This is a genomic window from Methylobacterium sp. ME121 (assembly GCF_000974725.1).
In the GTDB taxonomy this organism is placed as follows: Bacteria; Pseudomonadota; Alphaproteobacteria; order Rhizobiales; family Beijerinckiaceae; genus Methylobacterium; species Methylobacterium radiotolerans.
The window spans coordinates 144,011-156,596 of the sequence record NZ_BBUX01000001.1; the positions used below are offsets into that span (position 1 = coordinate 144,011).

Below are 12,586 nucleotides of genomic sequence, written 5' to 3' on the forward strand. Positions count from 1 at the left end.
GGCGTGCTCGCCAAGACCGGCGGCAAAGGATCGACGTCATGCTCTACATGGTCCACATGCAGGTCAACATTCCGGCGTCCCTGCCGAAATCGGAGGCGGATCGCCTGAAGGCCGAGGAGAAGGCCTACGCCCAGAAGCTCCAGCAAGATGGCAGATGGCGGCATCTCTGGCGCATCGCCGGGCAGTACGCCAATTACAGTGTCTTCGACGTTGCGGGAAACGACGAGCTCCACCAGATCCTGAGCTCGCTGCCGCTCTACCCGTACATGGCGATCAGCGTGACGCCGCTGGCGCAGCATCCCTCCGCCATCGCGACCAACTGACGGGACGATCGTCATGCCCTACATGATCGAGACCTTCGACAGGCCCGGGAGCCTGGACGTCCGCAGGGCGAACCGCGCGGAGCATCTTGTCTACCTCGACCGGATCAAGGCCCGGCTTCTGGCCTGCGGCGCGAAGCTGAACGACGATGGCAGCGACGCCGGCGGCGGCCTGTACGTCGTCGATGTCGAGACCCGCGCGGAGGCCGAGGCGCTCATCCAGGCAGACCCGTTCTACAGGATCGGTCTCTTCGAGCGCGTCGAGATCCGGCGCTGGCGCAAGGCCTACCTCGACGGCCGCAGCTATCTCTGAGATCGGCGGAGCGCGTTTCCGGAGAGAAGAAGCGCTGCGGCGCGGAGCGGCCGCACGAGAACCAAAGAGTGGGGAGGATACAATGATCCGTCGCAGCTGGGTCGCGGCCGCCGCGTTCGGCGCCGCTGCTTTGACCACCCTGCCCGCCTCCGCGCAATACGCGGATGGCGGAATCAAGATCGGCATCCTGACCGACATGTCCGGCGGCTACTCGGACCTGGCCGGCCGCGGCTCCGTGACGGCCGCGCAGCTCGCGGTTGAGGATTTCGGCCGCCCGATCAATGGTCGAAAGGTCGAGCTGATCTTCGCCGATCATCAGAACAAGGCCGACATCGCCTCGTCGATCGCGCGCCGGTGGTTCGATACCGAGGGTGTTGACGCGATCTTCGACACCAATTCCTCGGTCGCGGGGCTGGCGGTGCGCGAGGTCGCGCGCAGCAAGGGCAAGATCGACATCAACTCCGGCGCCGGCTCCATGGCGCTGACCAACGCCGCGTGCTCGCCGACCGGCGCCCACTGGTCCTGGGATACCCACTCGCTCGCGGCCGGCACCGCCGCGGCGCTGGCGGATGATACGAAGAACACGTGGTTCTTCATCACGGCCGACTACACCTTCGGCCACGACCTGGAGGCGCAGGTCACCCGCGTCGTGAAGGCCAAGGGCGGTACGGTACTCGGGTCGGTCAAGCACCCGTTCCCCAATCCGGATTTCTCGTCCTACCTGCTCCAGGCGCAGGCCTCGGGCGCGAAGATCATCGGCATGGCCAATGCGGGCGCCGACACGATCAACACCATCAAGCAGGCGAGCGAATTCGGGATCCTGCAGGGCGGCCAGAGGCTGGGCGGCCTCAACATCTTCCTGACCGACATCTACTCCGTCGGGTTGTCGGCAGCGCAGGGCATGATCCTGACGACGGGCTTCTACTGGGACATGGACGAGCAGACGCGCGCCTTCGCCCGGCGCTTCGGCGAGCGCATGGGCGGCCGGATGCCGACCATGGTCCAGGCCGGCGACTATTCGGCGGTGCTCCACTTCCTGAAGGCGGCCGAAGCCGCCGGCACGGATGACGGGCTGAAGGTGATGGCCGAGATGCGCGCGCTGCCCATCCAGGACTTCTTCGCCCGGAACGCCACGCTGCGGCCGGACGGCCGCCTCGTGCACGACATGTACCTCGCCCAGGTGAAATCCCCGGCGGAATCGACGGGGCCGTGGGACTTCTACAAGATCCTGAAGACGATCCCGGGCGACCAAGCGTTCCAGCCGCTCTCGGAGAGCACGTGCAAGCTCGTGAAGGGCTGACGCGCCTCCGGCGGCCTCCCGGACCGTGACGACGGTCGACGCCGATGATCGCGGCGCCGGCAGTGCCGGTCCCCTCGCTCCCACGGGAGAGCCGACAGGGCGCGGCTGTCTCGACCGGTGTGCCCGTTCCGTGAGAGCGGCGCATCGCGATCGGGACGACGCTAGTGGGACGTGCTCTCGACCGCGGCGGCGAAGACGTAGCCGACCCCGCGCTCGGTCAGGATTAGCTTCGGGTCGCTGGGCCTGCGCTCGATCTTCCGGCGCAACCGCAGGATCTGCACGTCGATGCAGCGATCGAACACGTCGTCGTGGACGCGCGTGACCTGCAGCAGGTACTCGCGGCTGAGCGGCCGCTGGGGCGCGTCGAGGAACGCCGCCAGGAGCGCGTACTCGCGCTTGCCCAGGACGACTTCGACGCCATCCGGATTGATCAGGCGTCGGCGCCGGCGATTGAGGACCCAGCCGTCGAAGCGCCGGTACGGCGCCTCCGCCGGGCGGGACACGGCCTGCGCCGCGACGCGGCGGAGGACGGCGCGGACGCGCGCCAAGAGTTCGCGCAGGCCGTAAGGCTTGACGATGTAGTCGTCCGCGCCGAGTTCGAGGCCGAGCACGCGATCGAACTCCTCGCAGCGGTGCGCCGTGGTCAGGATGACGGGAAGGTTGCTCCCCGCCCGCAGATCCCGCAGAAGGTCGAGCCCGTTCTCCGCGCCCGGGCGGAGGTTGAGCACGGCCAAATCGAACTGCGACGGATCCGCGAGCTGCGCGCGCGCCTCGGCCCGGGTCGTCACCGGAACCACGCCGACCCCGTGCTCGCCGAGGTAGCCGCATACGACGCGCTGCACGTCCGCGTCGTCGTCGACGAGCAGAACGCGTAGGCCATGGTGCTGCACGGGCGATGCTCCTCCGGGGTTTGGTCGTCGAATCTGCGGAGTAGCGCCCCGAGGCCGCCCGAGGCCGTACGGCCTCCCAGGGGCTGCCGGATGCGCGTGGTCTGCTTTCGCCGGCCGATCGATCTGTCCTGTCCTCCGACGACGGCGCGGCTCAGCGGCAGAGCCGCCCGAAGCGACGCCGGACGAGGTTGACGGTCAGGCGGCAGTCGCCGAGGTCGCTGTTCGCCGCGTAGCCGCCCGCCGGACTCCACCAGCCGCGGCCGCCGAAACGGTCTCGGAAGCCGTGGTGGAACCCGCCGTGGTGGAAGCCGTGATGGAAGCCGCCATGGTGACCGAAGCGTCCGCGTCCGAACCCGCGCGCTTCGGCAGGTCCGGGGACGGTCGCCGAGGCGGCGAGGGCGAGACCGGCCAGGATCGCGGTCTTAAACGAGGTGGTCGCCATGCTGAGTCTCCCGTTGCGATAGGGAGACGATGAACCGGCCAAGCAGGGTCGACTGTGATCCGGGTCACAGAGTCGGCGCGGGCCTGCGCGCTGGCGGCGGTCGCTCGGGGATGCGGCTAGGGCTCTGCCGCGCGCGGGTGGCTCAGCCAGACCTCGAGGGGCCGGCTGCGGCCGCGGATGGCCGCGGTCCGGCCCTCGAATGTCCCCGCCGACAGGTCGAGCCCGGCCGCAAGCGCCAGTTCGGCGCTGAGCGCCAGGCGGGCGTTGGCGTCCGCCGCGACCGCGAGCAGGCGGCTTGCGACGTTGACCGTGTCGCCCGTGGCGGTGACGTGCTGGTTGGTGTCGCTGCCGAGGCGCGAGAGGATCACCGGCCCGTAATGCGCGCCGATGCGCAGATCGAGGGCCGGCCCGGCCTCGGACAGGACCGGGCTGCGCGCGATCCAGGCGCGCGTGCGGGCGATGAGCTCCTCCGCGGCCTGGACGGCGTGCACGGCTTGCTCCGGGTCCGGATCGAGCGCGCCGAACAGGACCATGGCGCCGTCGCCCATGAAGTTCACGACGACGCCCCCGCGCAGCGTCACCGCCGCGTCCACGAGATCGTGGAACGTCTTGAGCATCGCCCGGGTGCGCACGGGGCCCAGTTGCTCGCTCCGGCGCGTGAAGCCGGTGAGATCGACGAACAGCACGGGAATGTCCCGCGCGACGGGCTCGGCGAGGTAGCCCGGGTCGCGGGCCAGCCGCTCGGCCAGAGCGGCGGGCTGCAGCCGCCGCAGCACCTCCTCGGAGCGCGCCACCCGGGCGCTCTGGCGGCGCTCGAGCGTCTGGCGGCCCACCGCGCAGGCGAGTGCCGGCACTCCTACCGCCGCGAGCGGCAGGGCGGCGCTGAACCAGATGCCGTGCGCGAAGGCTGCGGCGCCCGCGGTGAGCCAACCGGCCGTCGCGAGGAGTACCAGGATCAGGCCGGGTCCCGGCGGCAGCAGCGCGATGGCGAGCGCCGCCCCGACCGCCAGGAGGACGGCGGCCGCGGCGTCGCGCCGCCGCACGCCGGCATCGCGGACGAGGCCATCCCCCGTGGCGAGGTGGGCGATGCCAGTCGCGAGGAGCTCGACGCCGGGCATGACGGGATCGAACGCGGTGGCGAAGGTATCGCCGCCACCGAGCGCGGTGACGCCGATCACCACGATACCGTCCGAGAGCGCCGCGGCCGGCGCCGTGCCGTCGAGAAGGGCGCTCGCGCTCACGGTGGCGATCGCGCGCCGCGCACCGTAGGGGCGCAGCGGGAGATGGTAGCCCAGGTCCAGGGGCAGCGCGCGGCCACCGAGCTCGACCCGGCCCTTGCTGAGCACGGGGTCGCTCCGCGCCGCCAGGGCCGCAACCCGCAGCACGAAGGACGCGGCGACGCCGTCGGCGGTCCGCACCACCAGCGGGAGATGGCGGGGCACGCCGGACGCGTCCTCGGCGACGTTTACGACGCCCGACGCGACGTCCTCGCCGAGTTTCGGCGTCGGCCGATGGAGCGCGGTGGCGACCGGGATGCCGTCCTCGCTGACGTTCCCGTCGAAGACGGCCGCCGAGGCCAGGATCGCCGTCGTCTTCGCGAGGGCAGCGGCGAGCGCGTTGTCCGCGTCCGGCTGCCGTCCCGCGTCGAGGAAGAGCACGTCGACGGCGATCACGCGCGGGCGCGCCTCCGCCACCCGCTCGATGATCCGCGCCATCGTGGTGCGGGAGACCGGGAAGCCGCCCTCGCGCCGCACCGTCGCGTCGTCGATCGCCACGACCGTGAGGTCGGCCGGCGGCGTGCGCGGGCCCGCGAGCCGCAGGCGCAGGTCCGTGAGGGCGGATTCCAGACGGTCGAGGGGCGTCGCGCGACCGGCGATATGCAGCTGGCCGAGCCAGGCGCCCCAGGCGAGCGCGCCGAGCGAGGCGGCGAGCACGAGGGCGAGGCGCGCCCGGCGGAAGGCGCGGTCGTGCGTGGTATTCGCCGATCGACCGGCGTCGCTCAACGTCCGAACCGCTCGAGCAGGCTCCTGACGCGCTCCTGCGGCCAGCGCCGGACCTCCAGGGCGTCGCGACCGTCATCGACGTCGACCCCCTCGCCCGGCCCGAGCGTGACGGCGATCTGGGGGGCGTCGCGCCTGGCGACGTCGACCCGTCCCTGCGCCACGAAGACGGAGGTGCGCGCCCGGGTCACGTCGACGGCGTAGACCGTGCCCCGCACCGAGGCGACCGCGTGCGGCGTGAGGATCTGGAAGCCGTCCCGGCGGACGCGGCGGCTCGCCGGGATCGTCACGAAGACCGCGTTGCCGCCGATTTCCGCACCCTTGAGATGTCCGTCGTTGTCCGGATCCACAGGCCGCAGGCTGCCCGCGCGCTCGACTTCGAGCGTCAGGCCGTCGGCGCAGTGCAGGATCCGCAGGGGCGGATCGAAGCGCGTCGTCTCCGTGCAGCGCGTCTGCGCGGCGGCGCTCGACGCCGCGAGGGTGACGGCGGCGACGGCCGCCAAGCGCGCTGCGATGCTCATGCGATGAAGCCCTGTCGACCCGATCATGTCTGCGCCCGCGCCCCGAGCGCGACGAGGCGGTGCGAGGCCCGAACGGTGACGCGCGCGCGCCCGAGATCGATCAGGCCCGATCGCCGCCAGTCCTGCAGGACGCGGTTGACGCTCTCCCGGGCCGCGCCGACGAACGCCGCGAGTTCCTCCTGCGTCACCTGGATCTCGGCGCCGAAATCCTCCGACAGCATGATCAGGCGCCGGGCCAAGCGGATGTCGAGCGGGAGCAGCGTCGCCTCCTCCATGCGGGCGCTCATCCAGCGCAGGCGCTGGCACAGCAGATTGATGATCTGGACCGCCAGAGCGGGATCCCCGGCGAGGAGCTTGAGAAAGGCCCGCCCCTCCACGACGAAGAGGTCGGCCGGCTCGAGGGCCACGGCCTCGGCGGTCCGCGGATGGCCGTCGAGGAAGGCGATCTCGCCGAAGACGTCGCCCGGCCCGAGCAGGTTGAGGGTGACCGCGCGCCCGTCGTCGGAGCCGGCCCCGATGCGGATCTGCCCGCGCCGCACCGCGTAGAGGGCGTCGCCCGGATCGCCCTTCTGGAAGAGGATCTCGTGGCGCGCGAGGCTGCGCGTCGTGCACAGGCCGGCGATGGTCTCGATCGCTTCCGGACCAAGCTCAGCGAAGAACGCGTTGGCCTTCAGGAACCGAATGAGCGTGTGCGGCGTGCTCACGACTGCATCTCTCCGGCCGTCGAGCCGGAGCTTATGCGCGTTTCGGGGCGCGATTAGCAAGGCTTGCACCGCGGGAGCGGAGGATGATCATGGATAGAGCCCGCAAGCGGGCTCGTCGCAGCGACGATTGTTACAGGCCGTGCGCCCGCTTCAGGATCTCCGCGGCCCGTTCGCCGATCACCGCGCACGGCGCCTGCGTGTTGCCGGTGGTCACGCGGGGCAGGATCGAGGCGTCGGCGACCCGGAGTCCGTCGATGCCGTAGACCTTGAGCGCGCCGTCCACGACCGCCATCGCGTCGCGGCCCATCCTGGCGGTGCAGCTCTGGTGCCAGTAAGTGACGGCGGCATCGCGGATGTAATCCGCCATCGCCGCGCCCGACAGCGGGCCCGGCATCGACTCGGCGCGCACGTAGGGCCGGAACGCCCGCGCGTTGCCGAGGGCGCGGCAGAGGTCGACGCAGGCCGCGGCCGCGGTCACGTCGGCCGGGTGGGACAGGAAGTTTGCCTCGATGACCGGCGGCGTCGCCATATCGGCGCTCCGGAGCCGCAGGCGACCGCGGCTGGCGGGCTGCGCGAGGCCGGCGAACATGGTCCACCCATGGGCCGGCACGCCGCGCGCCGCGGTCTGCTCGCTCGGAACCGGGAACTCGACCTGGCAGAACAGCAGATCGGGTGCGTCGAGGTCGGGCCGGCTCGTCCAGTACAGGGTGGCCTCGCTGCCGCTGTTGCGCGGCGCGATCGGCGCGGCGTACTCCCAGGTGCAACCGAAGGATACGTGATCCTGAAGGTTCTGCCCGACGCCGGGCAGATGCTGCACCGACGGGATGCCGAGCGCTCCGAGTTCGTCACTGTCGCCGATCCCCGAGAGCATCAGGACCTTGGGCGTGTGGATCGCGCCCATCGACAGCACGACCTCGCCCCGCGCATCGACCGTCCTGACCGCGCCCGCGTGGACGAACTCGACCCCCGTCGCGCGGCGACCGTCGAAGGTGACGCGGCGGACGAGGGCGTCCGTGAGCACCGTCAGGTTCGGCCGGTCAAGCCAGGGATGGACGTAGGCGCGGTAGAGCGAGACGCGCCGGCCGCCGCGGACCAGCATGTCGGTCAGCGCCGCGCCGCCGGGCCCCTCCATCATGCGGCCGTTGGGGTTGTCGAAGGTCGGGATGCCCAACTCCCGCGCGGCGTCGAGCATGGCGTGGGCCACGGGGCTGGGATCGGGCGCCGGCTGCACCCAGACCGGACCGTCGCTTCCGCGATGCGCCGGGTCAGGGGCACCGCGCCAGTTCTCGATGCGTCGATAGATGGCGCGGACATTCTCGTAGCCCCAGGCCGCGTCGTCCGCTTCGGTCGCGAAGGCATCCCAGTCAGACCGGTGGCCGCGTGCCCACACCATCACGTTGACGCTGGAGCCGCCGCCCAGCCCCTTGCCCATCGCCATGGAGAGCGCGCGGCCGTTCAGGTGCGCGTTCGGCTCCGCGCGGAAGCCCCAGTCCCGCGGACCGCCCAGGTTGGTGGGCCAGAGCGCCGGATCGAGTACGGACTCGGCCTCGTCCGAGCCGCCCGCCTCCAGCAAGAGCACCTGCACTTCGGGGTTTTCCGCCAGTCGCCGCGCGACGACCGAACCCGAGGCGCCGGCGCCGCACACGACGAAGTCGTAGACCGGCTTCACGTCAGCGGTCAGCCGGGCCTGATTCTCCGCCGCGCGCCGCGCGAGATCATCCCGGACTCGGGCGTCAGAGGAGCTCATGATCTGGAGGGTCCCTGTCGGAGGCGGATTGGAATCGGCCCGGCACTCGGCCGGCGCCGGTGGCCCGAGCATCGGCCGCTCCCGAGCGTCGAGGCGGGCGCCCGTCCGGGGGCTGCGGCGGCAGCAGGGTTCGCAACGGCGATGGTGTGTGGCGCCTGTCACGTGAGGATGGCAGCGTCGCGGACGATCATCTGTCCGGGCGCGTCTTCCTCGGATCGTCCGAAGGATTGACGTAGTCGAGGCCGAAAGGCCCTGTTCCGGAGACTTGGATCACGGCCGGTTCGTGCGTCGTCCAGAGGGCGTGGGGCATACGGGCGGGCAGATGCAGGAAGGCGCCCTGCTGAAGCCGCTGGCCGCGGCTCGCGTCGATGGTCTCCCCCATGTCGTGGACGAGATTGCCAGATAGCAAGGTCACGCTCTCGTCGGTCGCGTGCGTGTGCGGCGCGATGACGTAATCCGGCGGGAACCGGAGTCTGAGCGTGAAGGGGCCGGGTCTGTCGGGATCGCCCGCGATGATGCTGATCTCGCTGCCCTTCGGCAGGGACGGCGGCGCGGCGCGCCACCGAACGGCGTCGTCACCGGTGACCATGATCATCTCGCCCGCGCGTGCGTGCGGCGCGAGGCCCGCGAGAAGGAAGACGAGACAGCAGCTTCGGCGCAGACGCATCGACGGTCTCCAGATCGGCGCGTGGGTGGAGCCGCCTGCAGGGCAGCCGGCGGGAGGGTGTGGTCCGGGATGAACCTGTTCGCTGACGCCGAGCTGGTGCCCGTTCCGGCGACGCTCTCGTCAGGTCGAGTTCTGTAGGCCGCGCGCCATCGGACCCGCTACGGCAGAACGCCCGCGTTGACCTGGGCAAATCGCACGACTTCAGCGCGGACCCTTCCAAGACGGTCGCAAGCTCGATAACCCTCGGCCTCTCGGGAGGACACGGGTGACGACCTTCAGCCTCAAGCACGTCCTGGCCGCCTGGGACGCGCGCGAGCTGGATCTCAAATGGGCTCTCGTCGGCCGGATCGCGCTGATCGCCATCCTCTGCGCCGCCGGAGCGGCCGCGTACGCCATGCACGACGTCGCGGCGAAGACCAGGCAGCGAAACGCCGAGACGGCCGGCGAAGTGCACAAGCAACTTCGCCTGCAGCTCCTGCGCATCGAGCGGGCCGCCGACATTCCCGTACGCTTTCCGGACTGGGAGATCGTCACCCGGTACGCCCTGCAACCCGGTCAGTGCGTGCAGCTGATCCCGGCGGAGACCGGCCCGACACGGTCGAGCTGCGTCGGCGTCGAGCCGCACGCGCTCGCGGCACCCGACTGGTTCGCGACGCTCTACAGGTCCCTCTTCTTCGCCGGATCCACCGTCCGTCTGCCGCTCGAGCATCAGGGCTCGCGGAGAGGGATCGTGGAGGCGGACATCGATCCGCACGCCGTCGTCGGTTCGGCCTGGATCGTGCTGAAGCAGGTCTCCGGCGCGCTCGCGGCCATGACGGTCGTCCTGTGCGTGCTGGTCTACGGCGCGGTCGCGCACGCCCTGCGTCCCGCCAATGAGATCCTTGTCGGTATCGACCGCGTCGCGCAGGGCGACCTCGCGTGGCGTCTGCCGAGCTTCCGCCTGCGCGAGCTCCGGCGCATTGCGACGGTGTTCAACGCGCTTGCCGGCCATCTCCAGCTGGCCACACGGGAGCGCGCCGAGCTCGCCCGCCGGCTGATCGATGCCCAGGAGCAAGAGCGCCGGTGGCTGTCGCTCGAACTGCACGACGACGTGGCGCAGAGGCTGACGGCCCTGAGTCTCCTCGCCCGCTCGATCCAGGACGGCGCGCGCTCCGCGGCGCCTTCGGTCTCGACCGAGAGCGCCGAACTCGCGAGCATGGCATCGGACGCGGTGCGGGCGCTCCGGATCACCCTGGCCTCGCTGCGGCCGCCGGAGATCGACGATCTCGGGCTGCGGATCGCGCTCCGCAGCCTGATCGCCGCGCAGGCGCAGCGGGCCGGCGGCCGGATCCAAGTCGCGCTGCGGGCCGACGCGCAGGTCGACCGCCTGCCCTCAGAGGCGGCGGCCCATGTCTACCGGATCGTCCAGGAAGGCCTCACCAACGCCGTCCGCCACGCGGCGGCGCGCAACGTGGCGATCGCGCTGAACGTCGTGGAGACCGACGGCGGTGCGGACGTCCGGCTGGACTTCGCCGACGACGGGAGCGGCGCGCCCGCGGAGGTGCTGGAGCGCCCGCGTCCCGGTCTCGGCCTGCTCGGCATGCGCGACCGCGTCCACGCGCTCGGCGGGCAGATCGTGACGGAAACGTCCCCGGGCGGCGGGTTTCGCCTGCGGGTCCGCTTTCGCGCCGCGCTCGCGGCCAGGGAGGTGTCATGACCGGACGGCGCATACGGGTGATGCTCGTCGACGATCACGCCGTCGTACGGGAGGGATACCGGCGGCTCCTGGAACGACAGCCCGATATGGAGGTCGCCGCCGAAGCCCGGGACGGCGCGGAGGCCTACCGTACCTACCGGGCCGCGGAGCCGGACGTCGTCATCATGGACATCAGCATGCCCGGCCGCGGCGGGATCGACGCCATCCGTCAGATTCGGCAGGTGGATCCGGACGCGCGCATCCTCGTGTTCAGCGTGCATGCCGCCGTCAGCTACGCGCTCCAGGCCATACGCGCCGGCGCCCGCGGCTACATCACGAAGAGCAGCGCTTCGGAGCTCCTGATCGACGCCGTGCGCAGCGTGTTCAACAACAAGCTGACCCTGTGCGCCGAGATCTCACACCTGCTGGCCGCGAGTCGGCTGGAGGAGCAGCCGTCCCCGATCGACCTCCTGTCGCCGCGGGAGTTCGAGATCCTGCGGATGATCCTCGATGCGCGGCACACGGATGCGATCGCTGTCGATCTCAGCCTCTCGCCGAAGACCGTCGCGAACTACCACTACGCCATCAAATCGAAGCTCGGCGTCAGCTCGGACGTGGAACTCGTCTACTACTGCATCCGGTGCGGCCTGATCGATCCGTTCTCGGTCGTCGGAGCGATCTAGGTCTCGCGACCGCGCCGCTCCGGAGCTCCACGCGGACGGCGCGCGGTGCCCTGCGGCGCAGAAGTCAGCACGGGCTGATCGACTGCTCGCCGGCGGCGGCACACTTCCCTGACATAGACGCGTGACGCGAACACGCGGCCCGTCGCCGAAGTGTCCGTCGCCAAAGTGTCCGTCGCCGGCCCTCGGCGCCGTCCCCGGTTCGGCGACGGCGTTAACGGATCGTCAGACCCGGTTCGCGCCGATCCCGGCTCCGATTTCGCGCAGCGACGGAGGTGTGCTCCCGGTTCGCGCCGCAGTTCGGACCGAAGCCGGACGCGGAGGCTGCGGCCTCATGCATGTCATTTCTCGGCAAAGCTTGTCCTAATTTGAGGGACCCCACAGGGAGTGCTCTCAAACGAGTTTGACCTAAAGCACACGGAACTCTGTCCTTACAGATCCGTGCTTACAGAGAAGTTTGACCCTGTTCGCAAACTGCATCTCACGTCCGCTCAGCTTTGCGTTTCCGCGTTCTCGACCGACTGCGGCTTCCTCGATGGCTCGGAGGATAACAGATTGCCCTCGTCTCACCGTCACGCCGGCACAGTTTTTCGAATTGAGGCGGCTGCACCACAGCCTGGTTCGGGAAAAGAGTCTGCGCAGCACAGTCCGCAGCAGATCCGACAACCCGCCTTGGCGCAAGCTAACGTGAGAATTTGTCTCGATTTCTGTTACTCCCGGAGGGGCGGTCTCATTAAAGTTTATCTCGATCTGCAGGGAACGTATTCCGCCTCGCTCCCTAGACCCGTCATGCCCAGGCGTGAATGCCTGTTCTAACCCTTGGAAAAAGAGGTCGGCATCAAACCCGATGCCGGCCCGATCATTGGGTCGATGGGTCCAGACCGCATCCTTATCGTGATCTGCGGACCGGGCCATGCCCTTCGGGTTGCCGTACTTTCTTTTCGGATCAGCCGCGAGGACTTTACCGGCCCCCAACGCCGGGGGCGGCCATACGGTCGAGCGCCCTGATCGGTCAGTCCCGCGAAGGCGCCTTGGCGGTCGGCTCGGCTGGCTTCGCCGAACCGTCGCTGCGGTCCTCACGTGGTCGGATCGTCCGCTCCACGATGATCTGGACGGCGGCCCGGCACGCACGAGGAAGCCGCCTCGGGACGAGGCGAGCCGGACGGCTGGGACAGCCGAGGCAGACTATCAGGAAAGCCTGTCCCGATTAGAGGCCCTGCCAATGGTACGCACTCAAGAGAGCTTGTCCCGATTGTCAGGGAAGCCTGTTCTCACGCCCCGGGATGTGCTTGAAGCCGGTGGCCTCCGCAGAGGGGCGCCCGTGACC

Annotated in this window: 12 protein-coding genes; 5 read left to right on the plus strand and 7 right to left on the minus strand. The window is 70.2% G+C overall.

From position 1 onward, the window contains the following. The first annotated feature begins 38 nt into the window (after positions 1-38). The 3 genes from catC to ME121_RS00715 all read left to right on the plus strand — a co-directional run bounded on the left by catC (position 39) and on the right by ME121_RS00715 (position 1,933). Entirely contained in the window at positions 39-323 is a 285-nt protein-coding gene (catC, locus tag ME121_RS00705; protein ID WP_029358481.1) for a muconolactone Delta-isomerase, read from the plus strand. Positions 324-336: 13 nt separating this feature from the next. Beyond that, positions 337-633 (plus strand): YciI family protein, encoded by a 297-nt coding sequence (locus ME121_RS00710; RefSeq protein WP_029358483.1) that lies wholly within the window; start codon positions 337-339, stop codon positions 631-633. 82 nt (positions 634-715) lie between these two features. After that, a complete protein-coding gene (locus ME121_RS00715; RefSeq protein ID WP_059407937.1) occupies positions 716-1,933 on the plus strand; it encodes an ABC transporter substrate-binding protein in 1,218 nt (405 codons plus the stop codon). 161 nt (positions 1,934-2,094) lie between these two features. Here ME121_RS00715 and ME121_RS00720 read toward each other — a convergent pair whose 3' ends face one another. From ME121_RS00720 to ME121_RS00750, 7 genes are all read right to left on the minus strand, one after another. Then, complete coding sequence (locus ME121_RS00720; protein WP_059407939.1) at positions 2,095-2,823, minus strand: response regulator transcription factor; 729 nt, start codon at positions 2,821-2,823, stop codon at positions 2,095-2,097. Positions 2,824-2,974: 151 nt separating this feature from the next. Next, on the minus strand, positions 2,975-3,265 hold the full coding sequence (locus ME121_RS00725) for a hypothetical protein (protein WP_059407941.1): 291 nt from the start codon (positions 3,263-3,265) through the stop codon (positions 2,975-2,977). Positions 3,266-3,381: 116 nt separating this feature from the next. Continuing rightward, positions 3,382-5,268 (minus strand): CHASE2 domain-containing protein, encoded by a 1,887-nt coding sequence (locus ME121_RS00730; RefSeq protein WP_059407946.1) that lies wholly within the window; start codon positions 5,266-5,268, stop codon positions 3,382-3,384. Continuing rightward, positions 5,265-5,786: a FecR domain-containing protein gene (locus ME121_RS00735; protein WP_059407947.1), complete on the minus strand. Its 522-nt coding sequence runs from the start codon at positions 5,784-5,786 to the stop codon at positions 5,265-5,267. Before ME121_RS00735 ends, ME121_RS00730 begins: the two co-directional genes overlap by 4 nt. A gap of 23 nt (positions 5,787-5,809) precedes the next feature. Beyond that, positions 5,810-6,490: a Crp/Fnr family transcriptional regulator gene (locus ME121_RS00740; protein ID WP_058606473.1), complete on the minus strand. Its 681-nt coding sequence runs from the start codon at positions 6,488-6,490 to the stop codon at positions 5,810-5,812. Positions 6,491-6,620: 130 nt separating this feature from the next. Next, on the minus strand, positions 6,621-8,237 hold the full coding sequence (locus ME121_RS00745) for a GMC family oxidoreductase N-terminal domain-containing protein (protein WP_059408276.1): 1,617 nt from the start codon (positions 8,235-8,237) through the stop codon (positions 6,621-6,623). Between the two features lie 187 nt (positions 8,238-8,424). Beyond that, positions 8,425-8,904 carry a cupin domain-containing protein gene (locus ME121_RS00750; protein WP_012317344.1) on the minus strand — a complete coding sequence of 160 codons (480 nt, stop codon included), beginning with the start codon at positions 8,902-8,904 and terminating at the stop codon, positions 8,425-8,427. A gap of 265 nt (positions 8,905-9,169) precedes the next feature. Here ME121_RS00750 and ME121_RS00755 point away from each other — a divergent pair, with 265 nt between their 5' ends. Both ME121_RS00755 and ME121_RS00760 read left to right on the plus strand, forming a co-directional pair. After that, positions 9,170-10,600, plus strand: coding sequence for a HAMP domain-containing sensor histidine kinase (locus ME121_RS00755; protein ID WP_059407949.1), 1,431 nt, complete (start codon positions 9,170-9,172; stop codon positions 10,598-10,600). Beyond that, a complete protein-coding gene (locus ME121_RS00760) occupies positions 10,597-11,262 on the plus strand; it encodes a response regulator (RefSeq protein ID WP_012317342.1) in 666 nt (221 codons plus the stop codon). The genes ME121_RS00755 and ME121_RS00760 overlap by 4 nt, the downstream gene beginning before the upstream one ends. Positions 11,263-12,586: the final 1,324 nt, after the last annotated feature.

What these genes read in the sequence shown, in the direction of transcription:
- catC (WP_029358481.1), top strand. Translation starts at nt 39, where the DNA reads ATGCTCTACATGGTCCACATGCAGGTCAACATTCCGGCGTCCCTGCCG.
- ME121_RS00710 (WP_029358483.1), top strand. Translation starts at nt 337, where the DNA reads ATGCCCTACATGATCGAGACCTTCGACAGGCCCGGGAGCCTGGACGTC.
- ME121_RS00715 (WP_059407937.1), top strand. Translation starts at nt 716, where the DNA reads ATGATCCGTCGCAGCTGGGTCGCGGCCGCCGCGTTCGGCGCCGCTGCT.
- ME121_RS00725 (WP_059407941.1), bottom strand. Translation starts at nt 3,265, where the DNA reads ATGGCGACCACCTCGTTTAAGACCGCGATCCTGGCCGGTCTCGCCCTC.
- ME121_RS00735 (WP_059407947.1), bottom strand. Translation starts at nt 5,786, where the DNA reads ATGAGCATCGCAGCGCGCTTGGCGGCCGTCGCCGCCGTCACCCTCGCG.
- ME121_RS00745 (WP_059408276.1), bottom strand. Translation starts at nt 8,237, where the DNA reads ATGAGCTCCTCTGACGCCCGAGTCCGGGATGATCTCGCGCGGCGCGCG.
- ME121_RS00750 (WP_012317344.1), bottom strand. Translation starts at nt 8,904, where the DNA reads ATGCGTCTGCGCCGAAGCTGCTGTCTCGTCTTCCTTCTCGCGGGCCTC.
- ME121_RS00760 (WP_012317342.1), top strand. Translation starts at nt 10,597, where the DNA reads ATGACCGGACGGCGCATACGGGTGATGCTCGTCGACGATCACGCCGTC.